This is a genomic window from Pseudoalteromonas sp. SM9913, assembly GCF_000184065.1.
Lineage (GTDB): Bacteria > Pseudomonadota > Gammaproteobacteria > Enterobacterales > Alteromonadaceae > Pseudoalteromonas > Pseudoalteromonas tetraodonis.
Genome location: NC_014800.1, coordinates 495,946 through 515,149, shown reverse-complemented (window position 1 = coordinate 515,149; position 19,204 = coordinate 495,946). Strand labels below are relative to the sequence as shown.

18 protein-coding genes are annotated in these 19,204 nt (G+C 39.3%); 1 reads left to right on the top strand and 17 read right to left on the bottom strand.

What is annotated here, in order from left to right:
* Nucleotides 1-50 precede the first annotated feature (50 nt).
* Nucleotides 51-1,130 (top strand): ABC transporter substrate-binding protein, encoded by a 1,080-nt coding sequence (locus PSM_RS17465; RefSeq protein ID WP_013463201.1) that lies wholly within the window; start codon nucleotides 51-53, stop codon nucleotides 1,128-1,130.
* A gap of 52 nt (nucleotides 1,131-1,182) precedes the next feature.
* Here PSM_RS17465 and PSM_RS17460 read toward each other — a convergent pair whose 3' ends face one another.
* The 17 genes from PSM_RS17460 to PSM_RS17375 all read right to left on the bottom strand — a co-directional run bounded on the left by PSM_RS17460 (nucleotide 1,183) and on the right by PSM_RS17375 (nucleotide 19,204).
* On the bottom strand, nucleotides 1,183-2,961 hold the full coding sequence (locus tag PSM_RS17460; RefSeq protein ID WP_013463200.1) for a sugar phosphorylase: 1,779 nt from the start codon (nucleotides 2,959-2,961) through the stop codon (nucleotides 1,183-1,185).
* Between the two features lie 20 nt (nucleotides 2,962-2,981).
* On the bottom strand, nucleotides 2,982-4,202 hold the full coding sequence (locus tag PSM_RS17455; RefSeq protein ID WP_013463199.1) for a glycosyl transferase: 1,221 nt from the start codon (nucleotides 4,200-4,202) through the stop codon (nucleotides 2,982-2,984).
* Complete coding sequence (locus tag PSM_RS17450) at nucleotides 4,195-5,937, bottom strand: HAD-IIB family hydrolase (protein WP_029609948.1); 1,743 nt, start codon at nucleotides 5,935-5,937, stop codon at nucleotides 4,195-4,197. Before PSM_RS17450 ends, PSM_RS17455 begins: the two co-directional genes overlap by 8 nt.
* Before the next feature lie 147 nt (nucleotides 5,938-6,084).
* Entirely contained in the window at nucleotides 6,085-7,323 is a 1,239-nt protein-coding gene (locus PSM_RS17445) for a uracil-xanthine permease family protein (protein ID WP_013463197.1), read from the bottom strand.
* A 9-nt stretch (nucleotides 7,324-7,332) separates the two neighbouring features.
* Nucleotides 7,333-7,965 carry a uracil phosphoribosyltransferase gene (gene upp, locus PSM_RS17440; RefSeq protein WP_008115315.1) on the bottom strand — a complete coding sequence of 211 codons (633 nt, stop codon included), beginning with the start codon at nucleotides 7,963-7,965 and terminating at the stop codon, nucleotides 7,333-7,335.
* A gap of 133 nt (nucleotides 7,966-8,098) precedes the next feature.
* Nucleotides 8,099-9,046 carry a phosphotransferase gene (locus PSM_RS17435; protein ID WP_174961919.1) on the bottom strand — a complete coding sequence of 316 codons (948 nt, stop codon included), beginning with the start codon at nucleotides 9,044-9,046 and terminating at the stop codon, nucleotides 8,099-8,101.
* A 211-nt stretch (nucleotides 9,047-9,257) separates the two neighbouring features.
* Nucleotides 9,258-10,364 (bottom strand): serine hydrolase domain-containing protein, encoded by a 1,107-nt coding sequence (locus PSM_RS17430; RefSeq protein WP_013463194.1) that lies wholly within the window; start codon nucleotides 10,362-10,364, stop codon nucleotides 9,258-9,260.
* 272 nt (nucleotides 10,365-10,636) lie between these two features.
* A protein-coding gene (locus PSM_RS17425; RefSeq protein ID WP_086008870.1) for an IS3 family transposase occupies nucleotides 10,637-11,817 on the bottom strand; the annotation gives its coding sequence in 2 pieces (ribosomal slippage) (nucleotides 10,637-11,559 and nucleotides 11,559-11,817; 1,182 coding nt in all).
* 72 nt (nucleotides 11,818-11,889) lie between these two features.
* Entirely contained in the window at nucleotides 11,890-12,057 is a 168-nt protein-coding gene (locus tag PSM_RS18675; RefSeq protein ID WP_013463193.1) for a hypothetical protein, read from the bottom strand.
* Nucleotides 12,058-12,169: 112 nt separating this feature from the next.
* Nucleotides 12,170-12,559: a hypothetical protein gene (locus PSM_RS17415; protein WP_013463192.1), complete on the bottom strand. Its 390-nt coding sequence runs from the start codon at nucleotides 12,557-12,559 to the stop codon at nucleotides 12,170-12,172.
* Between the two features lie 128 nt (nucleotides 12,560-12,687).
* Nucleotides 12,688-13,074, bottom strand: a complete 387-nt coding sequence (locus tag PSM_RS17410; protein WP_013463191.1) for a hypothetical protein — start codon at nucleotides 13,072-13,074, stop codon at nucleotides 12,688-12,690.
* 136 nt (nucleotides 13,075-13,210) lie between these two features.
* A complete protein-coding gene (locus PSM_RS17405; RefSeq protein WP_083808148.1) occupies nucleotides 13,211-13,600 on the bottom strand; it encodes a hypothetical protein in 390 nt (129 codons plus the stop codon).
* 113 nt (nucleotides 13,601-13,713) lie between these two features.
* Nucleotides 13,714-14,226, bottom strand: coding sequence for a DUF4410 domain-containing protein (locus tag PSM_RS17400; protein ID WP_010388992.1), 513 nt, complete (start codon nucleotides 14,224-14,226; stop codon nucleotides 13,714-13,716).
* A gap of 107 nt (nucleotides 14,227-14,333) precedes the next feature.
* Nucleotides 14,334-14,843 (bottom strand): hypothetical protein, encoded by a 510-nt coding sequence (locus PSM_RS17395; protein WP_013463188.1) that lies wholly within the window; start codon nucleotides 14,841-14,843, stop codon nucleotides 14,334-14,336.
* 519 nt (nucleotides 14,844-15,362) lie between these two features.
* Nucleotides 15,363-16,067, bottom strand: a complete 705-nt coding sequence (locus tag PSM_RS17385) for a polysaccharide deacetylase family protein (RefSeq protein WP_013463187.1) — start codon at nucleotides 16,065-16,067, stop codon at nucleotides 15,363-15,365.
* 240 nt (nucleotides 16,068-16,307) lie between these two features.
* The gene (locus tag PSM_RS17380; RefSeq protein WP_010388994.1) at nucleotides 16,308-16,625 is read right to left on the bottom strand and encodes a heavy metal-binding domain-containing protein; all 318 of its coding nucleotides are present in this window, start codon (nucleotides 16,623-16,625) and stop codon (nucleotides 16,308-16,310) included.
* Nucleotides 16,626-16,948: 323 nt separating this feature from the next.
* Nucleotides 16,949-19,204, bottom strand: a complete 2,256-nt coding sequence (locus tag PSM_RS17375) for an acyl-CoA dehydrogenase (protein ID WP_013463185.1) — start codon at nucleotides 19,202-19,204, stop codon at nucleotides 16,949-16,951.

Here is a 19,204-nt window from a genome sequence, read left to right as displayed (position 1 = left end):
GCTAGTTAGCAAGGTAAAAATCGAGCTTTATAAAATCTATAGAGAAACATATGCCTTTGTTTAAATTATACCGCCTGATAACTTATACCTGCCTGCTATTCAGTAGTTACAGTATTAATGCCTTAGAGATCATATTCATCAATCCTGGCTTTTCAAATTCCATTGAGGCTGAGAGCAATAAAACAGGTGATTTTTGGTTTCATGTTTCTAAAATTATGCAAAATGCTGCCACTGATTTAGATGTGACATTAACTATAAAGTACGCCAACCGAAATCATATTTTAATGAAAGAGCTGATCCAGCAGGCCATTAACGATAAGCCTGATTATCTGATATTAGTAAACGAAAAAAATGTCACCAGCCAATACCTATCTAAAATAGACAGTAACAAGGTTCCCATTTATTTTTTATTAAATCGCCCTTCCCCTGCGTCTCTCGAGCAATTGCAAAAAAATGGCGTCAATGTGGTCGGCAGTATTACCCCAAATAATCGTGTTGCAGGTAAATCATTGATGCAGCAGCTTTATAAAAAGTTTACCAATAAAACAAAAACGCCAGCTCATACATTAGCTTTACTAGGGGACTACACAACCCCTGCTTCCACTTTACGTACCCAAGGGTTAATGGATTTTTTAGCGCAAACACCCAAAGTAACCTTAACCGCTAAAGAGGTTGCAAATTGGTCTGAGCAAGAAGGCTATATAAAAACCATGGCCTATATGCAACTTGCGCCTGAAATTAACATTATTTGGTGCGCTAATGATGCCATTGCGTTTGGTGCTAAAAGAGCATTAACCCAACTAAACAAACAATCGCAGGTTTTTGTGGGTGGGATTAACTGGGATTCTGCGCCTAATAACGCATACGCGCTTGATATATCGATAGGGGGTCATGTTTTATTAGGGGCTCATGCAATTATAAACTTATTTGATAACCATACTGATTTAAAGCGTTGGCCACTTTTTCACAGCACTAATGATATTTTTCAGCCACTCAACGATACAAATAAGCCTTTATATAATGCAATTAATGCGAATAATCTAGCCGAAATAGACTTTTCGCAGTTTAGTAAAACCCGCCCAGACAAAGTTGAATTTACTATAGAGAACTTACTACTCGCGCTTGAGTAATGTAACTGTAAAGCCCCTTTACAGTTACATTGATTACTTTAAACGTCGTTATTTATGCTCTATTAGATAACCAGAGTGTTTGATACGGTGCTAATTGCATAGTTTTAAGCTCTTCATCCAGCACTGTTTTAGAGAGCAGCTCATACCATTGCTGTGTATTTATTAAGTTCAAATCGGCCAAGGTTAAGCTTTGTGGCTGACTGCTGATATTATAAATACAAAAAATACTTTGCTGGCGGTCAATGCTTTGTCGCCAAAAACCAAATAACCCCTCTCCTAAATGCAAAGTGAACTGTGTTGCATTAGGATGAAATGCCGCTTGCCTTTTACGCACTGCTAATAACTGTTTTACTCCGTTGAATACTTGATGATGATGACTATATTTTTCTGCAATTGCCGCTAATAATTTTGACTCTTGCCAGCGATGACGGTTAATGGCGCGATTGTGCTGCGAATTATCAAAGCGTTCATAGTCATTAGTGGTGCCAAGTAAACTATGTATATACAGCCCTGGGATCCCCTCCATTGCAAACATAATGGCGTGAGCACATAAAAAGCGCTCAAGGCCAAATTTATCCGCGCCATTATGCGTCCCTTGTAAGGCATCAAACAAGGCAATATTTAGCTCATACGGGGTATGTGTGCCATCGTGACTAGTACGCATTGAAACGCGCCCACCAAACTGCATGGTGGTACTGACTAATGAAGCAACCTCACTGGGTTGCAGCAAGCCTTCAATTGGCCTTAAACCAATGCCATCGTGAGAAGCAATAAAATTAAAATACGCAGTGCCGTTTTGTGCAGGCGGCATACTCATCATCCAATGCTTAAGCGCCGTACTATCGCCACTAAGTAAGGTATGCAACAACAACGGCGGCAAGGCAAAGTTGTAAATTGCATGGGCTTCGTTGGCATTACCAAAGTAAGACAAGTTCTCCTGATTGGGAATATTAGTCTCGGTGATGATCACCACACTTGGCTCGGCATGCTCAATCAGCGTTCGTAATAAACGTACTACTTCGTGGGTTTGCGGTAAATTTATACAACTGGTATTAAGTTGTTTCCATAAAAAGGCCACAGCATCAAGGCGAAATAAGCGAATACCGTTGTCTAAATAATGACGAATAATGCCGACAAACTCTTTTAACACCTCGGGATTTTCAAAATCAAAATCCACTTGATCATGACTAAATGTGCACCATACATGTTTTTCACCACTGGTTGTTGTTACCGTATTTAATAGTGGCGATGTACGAGGACGAACTACTTGGCTTAAATCGTCAGTTAAACTGGCTGTTTTAAAGTAATCTTTTCCGGGGTGTGTATCAGTTAAAAAGTTTTCAAACCAAATACTTCGACTAGAGCAATGATTAATGACTAAATCCGCCATCAGTTTTACATCTTTTGCAATCGCGTTAATGTCTTGCCAGTCACCCAGCGCTTCATTAACGTGTGCATAGTTCATTACCGCAAATCCTTCATCTGAGCTATACGGATAAAAGGGTAAAATGTGCAGTGCATTAAGCTGATGATCGCACTGCTCTTTTATAAAGCGATGCAAGGTTTTTAAAGGCGCCTCTAAAGGGGTGCCTACGGCTAAATCACTGTCTTCATGGTTTATTATCGAATCGCCATAGGCAATTAGCACAACATCTTGCTCATCCCAGCGGTTAGTGTGTGGCGTGGGATCGCGAAGTGGGTTATCACCTAAAATTAAGGTGATCAATTCTTCAGTCAATTCGCTTATTGCTATCGGTAATTCAACATCTTGATAAATAGCATGTAAATGTTGTTCAACTCGTTGAAAAAAAAGTTCTTTAACTATATTCACAGGCGCCTCGTTTAATGATGTTAACTGTATTGTTCGTTATCTAGCTCAACGGCTTCTTTTAAACGCTCAAGTACGTCTGGCATTGCCGAGGCCACACGATTCCAACTCGGCACAAAGGGTGCTTCCATTGGGTTTTCTAAAAAGTGCTGACCGGCATTCATGATATTTTGCGCAAACATTTCAACGGCTTTTTCTTCTTGGTGAATATCCAGGGTTAAACCGTTCATTAGTGCATCATTATGATAGGTTTCAATAAAATCTAAACCAATACGGTAATATGTGGCTTTTAATGAGCGAATAGTTTCGCTGGTAAAGGTAACCCCTTGCGTTGCTAATTTTCTAAATAGTGCTTTGGTGATATCAATCGACATTTTAGAAAGGCCAGCGGTTTGGTCGTCGAGCGATAATTCCTGATGTTTATGATCGTAGTTATCGGCAATATCGACTTGGCATAATCGGTTATGAGAATAGTTACGGTACATTTCGCTTAATACGCCAATTTCTAATCCCCAGTCGCTAGGAATACGAATATCGTTTAATACATCGCGCCTAAACGAAAACTCACCCGCTAATGGGTAGCGAAACGAGTCCATGTACTCAAGGTAATCACGGCTGCCTAAAATGGTTTTAAACGAGCGCAATAACGGAGTAACCAATAGCCGAGAGACACGGCCATTAATTTTTCCATTGGCGGTACGCGGGTAAAAGCCTTTACAAAACTCATAGTTAAATCGAGGGTGTGCCACAGGGTATATTAACCGCGCTAATAAGCCTCGGTCATAAGTTAAAATATCACAGTCATGCAAGGCGATTGATTCAACCTCAGCGGTGGCTAATTTATACCCCATGCAATACCACACATTACGCCCTTTACCGAGCTCGCGTGGCGCCACACCTAAGGCTTGAAGCTCTTTGTCGAGCGCTTGTAAGCGTGGCCCGTCGTTCCAAAGTACTTTGTGGTTTTGATCAAGCGCTTTAAAAAAGTTCAGTGCATAACGATATTGGCTTTCGTCGGCTCTGTCTAAGCCTATGGTAATTTGTGATAAATAAGGTACTTTTTGCAGCTCTTTAACAATATTTTGTAGCGCGGGGCCTTCTAACTCACTAAATAATGAGGGCAAAATAAGCCCCATGGGTCGCTGCTTACTAAAACTCAGCAACTCTTTTTCTAAATCGTCTACGGGTCTGTTGGCAATATTATGTAACGTTGTAATGATGCCATTTTGATAAAAATCAGCCATGTAAACTATACTCCTCAAAATTGGGTAAAATGCTGTTAATACAAGGTAATGCAGTGATTTCTTCTACCCAGCCTAACGGCGCTGGCAACTGAGAATAACGCGCTTTGTTATGGGTTAATTTAACCGGCTTTTTACTCTCTGGATTGGCAATAATAATGGCAATATCTGCCTCTTCTAGCATTTGCTTATCGTTATCACTATCCCCAAGCGCAATAATGCTTAGCGGCTTAGTAAACTGCGCAGTAAACTGTTTCACCAGCCATTGCTGCGCCATGCTTTTATCGGTATTTTTACCAATGTGGATAAAGCGCCCGCCTACTTTAACGTCGTAGCCGTACACTGTTATTGCGTTTATAAATTCGTTAAGTTTGTGCTCTTCGCCATGCCAGCAGAGCGGATCTGAATATTGACGATTCTGTGCTTGCGCCGCCTGTATCTCGTTTAACCCTGTGATGTGCATTACCTGCTCACACGATAACTCACTGAATAAACTATATTGGTCGCTGTAGTCTTTTTTTAAATGTGTTAAATCAGCCCATAAATTGCTAATGGGCGCCGCAAATGAATAACACCAATAGCCTTGGTATTCGCTGCAGCCAATGGGTCTGAGGGTAAAGTAATTTTCAGGAATATAGACAGCCGAGCCATTTTCAACAATAAAAGGCTGTTTAATATTGAGCGCTTGTTGCAGTGCCACCACTTCACTAAACGTTTTACTGGTGTTAAATACCACCGGCACACCGCTGTATTGCAGCTCTTGTAATAAAGTGTCGACCGCTTCGGTGTTGTAGTCTCTATGATTTAATAACGTACCATCTAAATCGGTAAAAATAATGGGCTGACCAATATTGTCGCTAGTTAACTGCATTGCGACTACATCACGGTGACTATCAAGCTCTATTAACGCATTTGCTTTGGCACTGAGGGTACTTAAATTTTCTCGGGTAATACGCTCAAAGTGAGAAATAAACCAAAGCAGCTGCTCGTCGGTCATGGTACCTGCGCCTTGGCCTTGTTTTGCGATTAGCTTGTGCTCTTGCTCTTGTCGCCATGCAAATACATCGTCAAAACTCGGCGCTTTAAGCATAATTGTGTAGTCAATTTTATTAAATACGGTTTTATACTCATTGGCTAAACAGCTATTAATACAGCGGCGCCATAGTCCTTGCTGATCGTATGATTTTTCTAGCTCATTAATAGGCTCAATTAAGGTAAAAGGCTGCTGTGGCTCACTGGCTACACACCACCCTTCTAAAATAACAATATCGACTGGCTGGCTATTGGTTAACCATTTATTTTTTGCTACGGGTTCATCTTGTTGTTTGTCAAAACGTGGCAGCGGTACATTAACCTCTTTATTTAACAAGCGACTAATGGTTTTATCCATAAGGGCAACATCATGTGTGCCTGGAACTCCACGGGTGGCAAATAAACAATGCACATCTTGTGCTAGCTGCTGACGTTTTTGGGTTGATAAATAAAAGTCATCAATAGAGAGTGCGACACAATTTAGGTGGGTGTTTTGCTCAAACCAAGTCACTAAATAGTCACCAAGCGTGGTTTTTCCTGAGCCTTGGCAGCCGTTGATGGCAACAAATAAAGGCGCATTTTTTTTGCTGGTTAAAATATCCTGAGCAATCACAGAAAAATACTGCTCACTAATATATTGATATTTCAACGGCAATTGATGTTTTACTAAAAAAGCATTTATATCCACACTATTGGCCTCCAATATAACAATCCCTGATTCAACTATAGGGTATGAATAAGGAAATGCAGTTACTAGACCAATATTATTTATTGTTACTTTTTAGTAGGTTAAAAAAAAAAGCGCATTTAAAATGCGCTTTTTTGGTGCAATATTTTTAACCACAGTGCAAATTTAATTCTCGTTGCTCTGTGCTTTTGGGAATACTAAATTTAATACTATGCCTAAAACAGCGCATAAGCTCACACCTTCAAGGCTGAACTGGCTGCTACCAATGTGCATACCACCAATACCGCAAATTAAAATAAGCGCCACAATACTTAAATTGCGTGGTTCGCTTAAGTCATCGCCCGATTTAACTAAGGTATTTAAGCCAATAACGGCAATAGAGCCAAATAATAAAATCATTATGCCGCCCATTACAGGGACCGGAATGGTTTGCAAACCCGCGCCCATTTTAGCCACAAACGCTAAACAAATTGCAATAATGGCAGTCCACATCATCACTTTAGGGTTAAAGTTTTTAGTTAGCATTACCGCACCGGTTACCTCTGAGTAAGTGGTGTTAGGTGGGCCGCCAAATAATGATGCAGCAGACGTGGCTAACCCATCACCAAATAAAGTGCGATGTAGCCCTGGCTTTTTCAAATAGTCTTTTTTTGTAACTTGGCTAATTGCCATCATGTCACCAATGTGTTCAATAGCAGGCGCAATTGCCACCGGCACCATAAACAAAATTGCTTGCCATTTAAACTCTGGCAGTACAAAGTTAGGCACTGCCAACCACTGTGCATTACTGACTGTTTCAAACTGCACTACACCCATAAATAACGAAAGCGTGTAACCGGCAACAACACCGGCTAAAATTGGGATCAGTTTAAATACTCCTTTGCCCCACACGGCAAACAATAAAGTTACTAGTAATGAGAACATAGAAATAATAATGGCACTGTCGTAGGCAATAATTTGTGTACCACCATCGCCACTTTTACCCATTGCCATATTAACCGCAGCTGGCGCGAGTGCTAGGCCAATCACCATAATCACTGGGCCGACCACAATTGGCGGCAAAATTTTATGTAAGGTTTTTGTGCCTTTAAACTTCACCAATAAACTCAACAGCATATAAGTAAAGCCCGCTGCCATTAAGCCGCCCATAGTGGCGGGTATGCCCCACATTTGCACTGAGGCAATAATGGGTGCAATAAACGCAAATGACGAGGCTAAAAAAATAGGCACTTGGCCTTTAGTGACAAATTGAAACAACAAAGTACCTAAACCTGCGGTAAACAACGCAACACTCGGATCGAGGCCGGTTAAAATAGGTACTAATACCAGCGCACCAAACGCTACAAATAGCATTTGGGCACCCGTTAAAATGGTTTTTATTGAAAACGTAGAATTATTTTGCACTGCTAAACCCTAGTAAACCGTACCGAAAATTTTATCACCTGCATCCCCTAATCCTGGGATAATGTAGCCTTTTTCATTAAGGTGGCTATCAACTGAGGCAGTAAAAATCTCTACATCTGGGTGAGCAGCTAATGTTTTTTCAACGCCCTCAGGCGCAGCAACCAGTACAATAACTTTAATTTCTTTACAGCCCGCTTTTTTAAGCATATCGATAGTGGCGATCATAGAGCCACCAGTAGCCAGCATAGGGTCAATCACTAAGCTCAAACGCTCATCAATATTACCTACTAGCTTTTCAAAATAAGGTACTGGCTCAAGTGTTTCTTCGTTACGCTCTAACCCCACTACACTCACTTTAGCTGCTGGGAGTAATTGCATTACGCCGTCCATCATCCCAAGGCCCGCACGTAAAATTGGCACAACGGTAATTTTTTTACCTTTAATATGCTCAACTTTAAGTTTATTACCGTCCCAACCTGTAATTTCGTTATCTTCTAATTCTAGGTTTTTAGTGGCTTCGTAAGTTAATAATGTCCCAACTTCTGAACACAACTCTCGAAAACTTTTCGTGCTAATTCCATGCGCGCGCATTAAACCTAACTTATGTTGAACAAGGGGGTGAGAAATAACGTGAATAGCCATAGTAATAAACCTAGTGATAAAAAATTTGACGTATTTTATATTAAAACAGGCCGTTTGACTGTTAATTTTAGCCCTGATTTCATAGTTCGTGCCAAAATATTTAATTTAGCCATAACTGTTCAACTTTTTGTGTTTATGAGTTGTTACTGGCTAACCAATTATTTACCTGGGCTTGCATGTAGCCGTTAATTTTTTTGTGCTCGGGGCTCCACCCAAGTAAAAACCGATAAAAGTCTGCCCACGCCACCGGCCATAAATGAGCCCATTGTGCAATAACGTCATCCGCATTCACTGCTGGTTGGTAGTGACTGAGTGCGTTTTTAAACTGGCTAAAATAATAATCGAGGTAAGTTTGTGCGTGTTTGTGAAGCTCAGAATCATCCATACAACTGGTCATAAAATACATAACATCTACCACCCCAACACCCGCACCCACATATTGAAAGTCATAACCGAGTATATGCCCTTGGCTATTAGCGGCAAAATTAGCAAGCTTGGCATCACCATGAATTAACGTTTGGTAGTCACATTGTTTTAACGCGTTATTTAATTGAGTAGCTGCCTGTTTAATATCGGACTTTTCGGGCAAGTTATTAAATTCATCAGGCCGGGTATCTAAATGCCAATAGCTTCCTTGCGGCCATAAGCCATCAAACTTTGTATTTAAATGAAAGGCATGAAACTGTCCCAACCACTTTAATATGGCTTTTATATTCTCGGTGGTTGCTTGGGTGTATCCCAGCTTTGAAAAATCTTTAAACACCAAGGCAAATTCATCGCCTTTGTTGATTGCTTTAATGCATTCAATAGCTGCCGCTTGCTTGGGCAGTTTATGGCTAAATTGCTGATAAAACGTATATTCAACGTGGTAAGAGTCACGCTTCCTAGTCAGCGCAAAGCTGCTTTGTTTAATTTTAGGGTGATTAATATGATCGGGTACTTTAATCGCTTTAATCACACAGGCTTGTTCATCAAGTTGGCACTTCACAATTTGACCACAGCCACTCCAAAGCGAGGTTAGGGTTTCGCCAATAGCTATACGTTGAAAATGCGGGATAAGTAACGGAAGATAAAAAGACATAGCCATATTAGGTTGCTAAATTTTAGTTAGCTTAACATTAGACGGTGTTTTTAATAAAAGGTCTTAGTAAAAAGCTCTGTATGTTTTTTCACAACCCTGTATGTAAAAAACGAATGCTAGTTTTTGAATGGGCGGCAAAATTATCTATGCCACTACAAACTTATCGTCGAATTGAGCGCTTTACCCGCTGAAATACTTTGTTGTATCCATTTTAGTTATGGCTTTGTTTAACAATAGAAAGGATAAGACTATCAATGTCATTATTCACTGCGCAAATACTACTATTACTTAAAATCACATAACCAAAGTTAAGGTCAGTGATAGAGCGTGATAGCGAGACCCAACCACGATTAAATCCAGCAAAGCCAAGACTGCTATTCTTTGCGTCAACAACATAGCTCATACTCCAGCGCCCATTAGTGTTTGGCGCGGGCTTTATCATCAGATCAATTAATTTTTCTGGTAGCAACCCTAAACCATTATAATCACCATCGTTGTTGCGCAACACAGCCATATTAAAGCGTGCTAAGTCTATTGGCGTTGTCTGTAAACCAGCAGCTGCTTTCTCATTAAAATAAACCATGCCCGTGACTTTGCCGGAATTATCGTAAGGTGTTGCCGACTTTTTGATAACTTTTTTAGTAATGTTAAAAGTAGAATCCTTCATATTTAGAGGCTTAAACACGTATTGCTGCATATAGTCTTCAAATGCCATGCCTGACACATCTTCAATTAAAAGTTGCACCACTGAATACCCACCACCAGAATAAGACCATTTTGTATCGGGCACATGAATAAGTTCAACAGATCCGGCGCCATTGTTATTGCCATTTAGTGAGTCAACTATAGATGTTAACTTTTCTGGAGACTCCCAGCCTGTATATGGGCCAAGTGACAAGCCTGAAGTGTGAGATAAGATATTTCTCAATGTTACTTTTTTTGCGTTAAACTCAGACTTAGGGATCTGCCAACGTTTGAGGTATTGGTTTATTGGCGCATCTAAATCGACTTTGCCTTGAGCTACAAGTTGCATTACTCCCCAAACAGTAACCAGCTTAGAAATAGACCCTACGTTAAACATTGTGCTTTGGGTAATCTCAGTTTTGGCTGCTACGTCGGCAAAACCATAGGATCGAAACTCTAGAACTCTATTTCCATTGACAAATGCAAGTGCAACACCAGGAGCTTTGTGTTTATCTAAAATCTTTGGTATGTCATCTTCCAAGCGCTCTGTGATCTCAGACACATCAGTAAACTCTTCAGCGGTAGCAAGACTAGCTAAAAACAATGTAAATATTATCAGTATTGATTTAATCATAACTTTCCTTAGTTCGTAAAACGCCAATATAAACAGACTTGAAATAGTTGGCTAAAATATTAAACAGTGTGAAAACAACCAACGGTTTTTTTTCGTTTGAATATTCTTACTAAATACCGTTTGTTACCGATAAGTATTTGCTTTTACCGAAACTGACATAATAAATAGTTAAAAAAAGCAATTTGAATATATTACTACCAAAAGAATTTTTAATAATAATTCCTTTGTCAGTAATTGAGGCTACAGGAAAAGTTTGGCTTGAACTGTAGTGGTCAACTAATTTTGGCCACAGTTTTAGAATCTTGATATCTAATCTCAGATTCATTCGGCGCTAAACCAGCATTATAATGATGTGGTCTAACATTATTGTAATATCCGTTGATATAATCACTCACACTATATTTAGCGTCTCTAAAGTTTTCATATCCAACTTTTGGCATCCATTCCGTCTTAAAGCTTCTAAAAAATCGTTCCATTGGCGCATTATCCCAACAATTTCCGCGCCTACTCATACTTTGTTTGATTTTATAGCGCCATAAACGTTGACGATATTTTAAACTTGTATAATGACTACCCTGATCTGAATGAAACATCAGTCCTGTCGGTTTTCCTCTGCTTTCATACGCGAGTTCAAGTGCTTTTAGCGTTAAATTAGTATCTGGCGACAACGACATGGCCCAGCCAACTACTTTACGTGCAAATAAATCAATAACAACGGCTAAATAAGCCCAGCGATTACCTACCCAAATATACGTCACATCACCGCACCACACGGTATCTGGCTCAACAACATCAAATTGTCTATCAAGCAGGTTTGGAATTTCAAGGTGTTCATTACCACCACGTTTATATGAATGTTGAGGTACTTGGCAGCTTTCAAGCTTTAATTTAACCATTAGCTTAGCAGCACGATAACGACTCAATTCAAAACCATTGTTCGTTGCTATTGCCGCGATTGTCCGCGCCCCAGCTGAGCCGCCGCTCATTGCATGTATTGCTTTAACTTCAGCCTCTAGCCTTACTTGCTCTGGCGTCGGCGTTGTATCCCGTATAGCCCAATATTTATAGCTGCTCCGATGCACATTGAATACGTTACACAGCACGCTAATTGGGTAACGCTCTCGTTGGTTTAGTTTCTCAATTAACGAGAATTGTTCAGGGAGTCGGACATCAAGAGAGCGGTAGCCTTTTTTAATATATCCTTTTCTAATTCAATGCGTTGGATTTGCTTTTTAAGTTCGCGGATTTCAATTTGTTCGGGCGTCATTGGCGAAGCAGATGGTGACTGACCATTACGCTCTTGCTTTAATTGGGTAACCCATTTACTGACGGTTGATTTACCCACCCCCATAGCCTTGGCTGCATCTTCTTGTGTATAACCTTGGTCCACCACAAGCTGAGCCGTTTCTAATTTGATTGCCGCAGAGTATGTTGCGCGTTTTAATTTCGTCATTTTTTCACCCAAATTTGTATGCTTATTAGCATAACATTTCTTTCTTAATGGGTGACCAAATTAACTATGCCACTACAAACACCAATCTATTTTCGCTTGAATGTTTTTAGTTGAATCAGGGATGTTTACTGTTTGCGTAACCCCTCTTTTTATAGTGGCAACTTCTACGTCATCCGCAAACAACTTATAGTCTCTCGCCATATCCACAAATTGTTTTGGTCTAAAAACTTGAATATTCATCTAAACTCCATTTAGGTATTTAACGCCCCAAAAGAGGCAATAAAATTGTTGGCAAAATTAGAGACGCAGGAACAAAAGCCAACTGTTTTATTCTGCTTAATGTGTTTGTTGACTAAATAAAGCTATTAGCAAGTAATCCTACGCCAAGCCCTAAACCAAATATAGAGAAGTTGCGTAATATATATACTTTTTTTGAGATATCATAAATAGTTTTACCTTTTGTTAATGACTCAACTATATAGTCTTGAGCAATTAAAGAGTTAAGAATTGAAAAACAAAAACAACCTAAAGGAATATAAACCTTTGAGCCAAAGGTAAGTACTTTTAATTGAATAAGTATAACAACAGCACCTATTATTGCTGAGGATAGCCATGCATACTGTTTTAACAACTCAAAATGTAACTCTGTTGTAATAGTTTCATTTTGGATTTTATTTTTTTCTACACTTCGAGATTTCTCTATACTATCTTCATTATTTTTGACTTGAACTGATTCTTCCATAATTAAAATAAAACTCCATATTTTGATGAAAACCTAAAGCCCGGATAATGGGCTGATAATTGTTGGCTAAAATGTGTAACGAAGCGAAACTAAGTCAACTGTTAGCAGTTCCGCGCTCAAAGCGCCTGTTATGTGCACTTGTTGACCGTTGCTAAACCTAAATCTATATTTGCAACAATATAGCCATACTCTTTCTTAGTTAACTTTTTAGCCTGATATTGTTGCTTAGCTAATTCGTGAGTCCAAGCCTTTTCACATGGGGCTAATGGAATGGTTGTATCAACCATTAAAAGGTGTTCTTCCTGAATCACGCCCCCTTTTTTGACAATGCTTTTAGCGCAAAGGCTTAAAGCATATTCAACAGCAAATTTATCAACTCTTGGCATACCTACAAATTCTACATCACAACCAAGTTTCTCATTACCTTTAGTATCAATATAATAAAGCTGACCTGACGTGGTGCAACCAGATATAAATAAGATGATAACGAGTAATAAAATATGTCTGATATTCACTTTGCCTCCTTGTGCAAATAAGCCCGTATAAAGGGCTAAAACGTAACGGCGATTTAGTTAAACTTGGCCAAGCCCAAACTCAATCCCCGTGTAGTTTTGATATCCTAGCGAGATTGCGAGCATTTTGATGTGTTTGTTATTTGCCAGACCTTGAATAGATTGATAGCAAAGGAAACTTACTTTCACCAAAGTTGATGGTTAACGATAGTGTCTCATCTGCTTTGAATGATTGTAAAAACTCCAATGGTGCAATTCGTTGCCCGTCTGCAACGATAGCCATTAGGTGTTTATTAGTTAGACTTCTTCGACCTGATGCCATATTAGTCAAAGTTACTACCGCCCAACGCTCACCAGAATCATTACTCATTAATACAAAATTATTTACACTAAAATCACTCTGCTCTGGCTGAATGTTTGATTCATTTGGAAAGGCTAAATTAAAACTATTAGGTACAACTCTATCAATGGAAAGTACCTCCTCACCTGAATGGGCACCGAATGTACAAACCAGCAATATCAAAGACATCCTTCTCAACATAAATTCTCTCCTAATTTCATATAACACCTTACAACAGGTGCTCATGGGAGCGTTTTGGCCGTTGTTTGGCCAACTAGCATTTGTCCCTGCCTGATTGCTTGTTAGCTATTCTTTGCACTTGAATTGATGATATCAACTATCTTTTTAGACATAGCTTCTAACTGTCTAGAAGTTGTAGCACCGAATATTCCTTCACTAAACTCTGAACGAGTGTCTAGCTGCGATTCACTAACTATTTGGTTTGTGGATAGGTCTACGAGCTTAACGTTTAGCATCAATTCGGCATCACCTACCATTACACCAGCCATAAATCGACCAAACCCTGAAACATAACGAAAATGCTCTATTGTTATTTCCACGGAGATATCAGCCTGATTAGATGAGTTGCTTGGTATCAAATTACCTTTGTAATCTGTAGTTATTAATGTATTAAGTTCAGTGATACTTTTAGTTAAATCTCTACTTTTAGAGATTGAATTAGATGAGGATATAGCTACTGATATACTATTTGGTATGGCTCCTTGCTGCATGTTCGATGTTTTTACTGATTGCTTAATGTTTGCAGCACAACCCGCAATTAAGCTTACTAAGATGATTAAAATAAAGTTTTTCATTGAATGCTAAATTTCCTTGAATAGCTAACTTCTAAATATGGGGCACAAACACGTAGGCTAAACTGCGAAGCAGAGCCTGCGTGTTTGTGTCCCACATAATTATTTTGTTAGGTGCGTTTTTCATAATGCCTTATGATCTTTTTGCAAACATCGACGAGTTCTTCGTGGCTTAAGTCGTTTTTACAATCATTTGTACGCCAACCACAAATTTTAAAATTTGCATGAGATAGTCCGTCGTCCACATGATCTACAGAAGGTAAAAGAGCAAACCGCTTTTTATACTCTCGTTTGAGTTTTTTAGAATCATCGTTGTTATATTGACTAAGCAACGTCCAATCTAGTTTTTCACCAGTGTAAAAATCAAAACCACCGGATTCACAAACCGCTTCATGAATTGCCACTTTATAACTTGATGTGGTTGCGACTACGTTCCCTCTATTTCGATCTCTTTTTATGTGTGCAACTGCCTTACGAGTCAGCCACTTTAAATATGTTTCCTGCGTCTGAATCCCTTCTAAAAAATGAGGCAAAGCAAATTTAACCGACATAGCACCTAACGCCGCAATATGGAGCGTATGAAGCTTGGCTAAAATTAGCGAAGAATGAGCGCCAGCCAAGCTTTAGACGTCCCACCCATAATTGCCTTGTTAGGGTTACCAAACACCACAACCTTCAGCTTCCTTACCGTTAAGCCAACCAACTATTCTACTCGTGTGTTTTTTCCAAGCCGAGCTGATTTCATAGACTTGTACCAATGTAGAATTGTCGTTTGTTGGTTTTATCTCGATTAGCTGTTGATAGAACCGATTCCAACCTGCTTCACCTACTAGTGCAAGTTGTCTTGTGCCATTGGGCAAAATATTATATTCAACATAAGAAGATTGGCTTACTTTAATGGCAGCATTAACAGTAGGTATTGGAATTATCGAAGATATTTCCCGTTATAAAATTCATTTATAGCTTTGGGTGGTGTTGACACACAACCAACCAAAGTAAAAACAAATAAGAACGCTATATATTTCACCGAAACTCCTTGTAACCCTAACGCTTTGCTAAGAGGCTAAAATGGTTGGCTGGCTTTTTTGCGGTACTTTGCAAAAAACGAGCAAACTGTTTTAGTCCTTTTAAGCACCTTGTTATGCGCTACTGCCTATTAATTCAGATACTGTAACAAAGCGATAACCTTTATCTTTTAACTGCTGAACAATTAAAGGTACCGCAGCCATTGAATTACCTCTAGATTTAAACATTACATGTAAAAGAATAATTGACCCTGGCTTAGTATTTTGGACAACGTAATCGGATATATCACTTGCACTAGCATTTTTATCTAAATAAGTTTCAGGCTCCACATCCCACGTAACGGTAGTTATATTATTATTATTTAGATAATAAGGTAGCGAAAACAATTTTTTACCATAAGGTGGTCTAAAATGTATTTCACCTTTATAACCTGCCTCTGTAATTAACTCATTAGTTTTTTCTAGATCATCTGCAACAAAGTTATAACTTTTCAAAACCATTCGTTGATGAGTATATGAATGGTTTCCAACTTCATGACCTTTATCAATGATATTTTTTGTTTCTTGAATGTTTTCTTCTATAGCTTTGCCGACTAGGTAAAATGTAGCTTTAATTTCTGATTCATCTGGGATTTGGAGAAATTCTTTTGTTTTAAGTCTAGTCGGACCATCATCAAAAGTTAATGCGACTACTTTTTCAGTTGTTTCTACTCGATCTATAAGGTTACCAAAAAATTGAAATTTTTCATTCTTACTCAGCTGCCATAAAGCAATAAATATGATCAGCACTAATGCTGATAGTTTGATTATTTTACTCATGCAGACTCCATTTGCGCATAACAATTTTATAGTGTGCTCATCGCGCATATCTCTGCCAGCGCCCCACTAATATATTTATTAATTTCTTTTTAACAAATAAGTTAACACATTGCCAACTTTAAACTTTTAGTCAGGGTGTTCTTTTAATACAGTGCAGAAAAGAGGAAAGCGTCCTCATTTCTTGGCTTTGGAAGAAAACACCAAAAATGCCAAGCGTTTCGAATCTGCTTAAATTGTTTGTTATGTTCGAAGTTTAACGGCTGTGCCAAACACTAATATTTCTGATGCCCCATCAGTAACTGAGCTAGTTGTAAATCGTATTCCTACTATTGCATCGGCATTTAACTTTTTTGCATCTTCTATTAATCGTTCTAACGCTACATTTCGAGCTTCCATCAACATCTCGGTATAGCCTTTGAGTTCGCCGCCCACTATTCCTTTTAAACCAGCCATGATATCTCGACCAACATGTTTAGACTGAACCATGTTGCCATTAACTATGCCCAATACAGCTTCGATTTCCTTACCAGGAACAGTTTCCGTTGTCGTATAAATCATAATTTTTCCCTAAAACATAACAGCTTATTAAACACCACTTTGGGGGTTATAACCCTCAAAACAGCGTATATTATATACGCTCAATAATTCCACTAAACAACTCTAATGTAAACAAGTAATTACGTAGCTTATTTACCACCCATTGTTAAAATACACTAAAACAACGTTTAATAATGTTCTGTACCATCAAATTAGTCGTCATTAGTTATGAGCTTAAATCACCCCCATAAAAAAGCCCCGCTTGATGTTACTCAAGCAGGACTCCACACTAATTTTGTATCAATAAAAGCGCCTAAACTGCAGGCGCTTTGCATTATTGAATTTTATTGGTTAACCACGCTTTTAAGCGGATTAACTGGCTGTGCGTTGTCGTCTAGGATGTTCATATCGAAGTCGAACTCATCAACACGAATCGCTTTTTCACGCTTTTTGTTATAATCACTTAACTGAACAAATTCAGCGTCGTTAATTACTTTTGCAGCAAGTGCATTTTCAAGTGTGATTGAAAAACGCGTACCCGGCTTAAAGGTTTTAGCACGTAGCGCTTTTTTCACTTTTGCTAATAACTCAAGTGACGCCATTTTAGCTTTGTAAGCTTGCTCGTTGATGTGATGACCATCACCTTCAATTGGCTTAACTAAATGGGTAATTTGCGCTTTAAATGCTGTATCAAGCTGAGCTTGTTTCGCTAATTCACGAATTAAATCATCGCTGATTTTTGGCATTTTAGTTGAGTAGTTCATGGTAATGAAACGAATGAACTTACGAGTACCACTTGCAGGGAAGTTATCTAAAAACTTGTGCAATGCTTCTTCAGCACTTTGTAATGCAAAACGAGTCGCATAATGGAAGTAAGGAGCCGCTTGCTCGCGCTCACTACTTGCTACTTTTTGCTCGTAATACTTAATAGATGCCATAGCTGCATATAAGAAGCTCATTACATCGCCTAAGCGTGCTGAAAGCATCTCAGCTTGCTTTAATTTACCGCCAAGTACTAGTAACGAAAAGTCAGCATATACAGCTAATTTAGCTGATAGTTTATGCACTGCTTTTTCGTAGTCACGTACTTCTGGTAATGCCGAGTTTGCACCAGCAGTAAACGGTAATACACCTAAACGGAATGCACGTAAGCTATTTGCTGTACTGTAGCCAATTGTTTTACGTAAAATACCATTAAATTCTGCATCTGCGTTTTTGTCATCGCTGTGGATAGACTCAACCATAGATTGTAAGTATGGGTGACAACGCATAACACCTTGACCAAAGATCATCAGGTTACGAGTCAGAATGTTTGCGCCCTCTACCGTAATGGCAATTGGCTGCGCCACATAACCACTAGCAAGCGTGTTTTGAGGACCATTCTGAATCGCTTTACCCGCTTGAATATCCATTGCTGAGTCAAGCACATCACGGCCAAGCTCTGTCATATGGTATTTAGCAATTGCAGTCACTACCGATGGTTTTAAGCCCATGCCTAAGCCTTCAGTTGTCAGTACACGCATTGCTTCTTGTAGGTATGTTTTACCTGCAATGTCAGCTAGCTTTTCTTGAATACCTTCAAATTGACCAATTGATAAACCAAACTGTTCACGCACTGCTGCGTACTCAGAAGCTGATTTAAATGCAACTTGTGCTGTACTTACACCTAATGCTGGTAATGAAATACCACGACCTGCGCCTAAACAGCTAACTAGCATTTGCCAACCGCGACCGATGTTTTTCTGACCACCGATAATAAAGTCCATTGGTACAAATACTTTGTTACCACGTGTAGTACCGTTGTAAAAACGGATACCCATAGGATCATGACGGTTACCAAGTTCTACACCAGGGTGCTCTTTTGGAATAAGTGCACAGGTAATACCTAGGTTTTCTTTACCACCTAGTAGACCATCGGGGTCAACCACTTTAAACGCTAAACCAAGTACAGTAGCAATTGGCGCGAGTGTAATGTAGCGTTTGTCCCATGTGATTTCTAAGCCGAGTACTTCTTCACCGTTGTACATACCTTTAGTTACAGTACCTACATCTGGAATACCGCCTGCATCAGAGCCTGCTTCTGGGCTGGTTAGTGCAAAACATGGAATGTCTGTACCATTTGCAAGACGTGGTAAGTAGTGTGCCTGTTGCTCCTCTGTACCAAAGTGAAGAAGTAACTCACCCGGGCCTAACGAGTTTGGTACCATTACGGTTACCGCAACCGCTGAGCTTTTAGTAGCAATTGTACCTACAATTGTTGAGTTAGCGTATGGGCTGAACTCTAAACCGCCAAACGATTTAGGGATGATCAGCGAGAAGAAACGCTCTTTTTTCAAAAACTCTAAAATGTCGTTTGGTAAATGAATACCATTTTGAATGACTGAATCGTCAATCATGCCAAGTAATTCTTGTACTGGGCCATCTAAGAACGCTTGCTCGTCTGCGGTTAATTTAGCCGCAGGTACATCGCGTAGCGCGCTGAAATCTGGTTTACCTCGATAGATAGACCCTTCTAGCCATACATCGCCAGCGTCTAGCGCTTCTTGCTCAGTAACTGAAATGCTTGGTAATACTTTTTTTAATTTTGTACGTAAACTCAT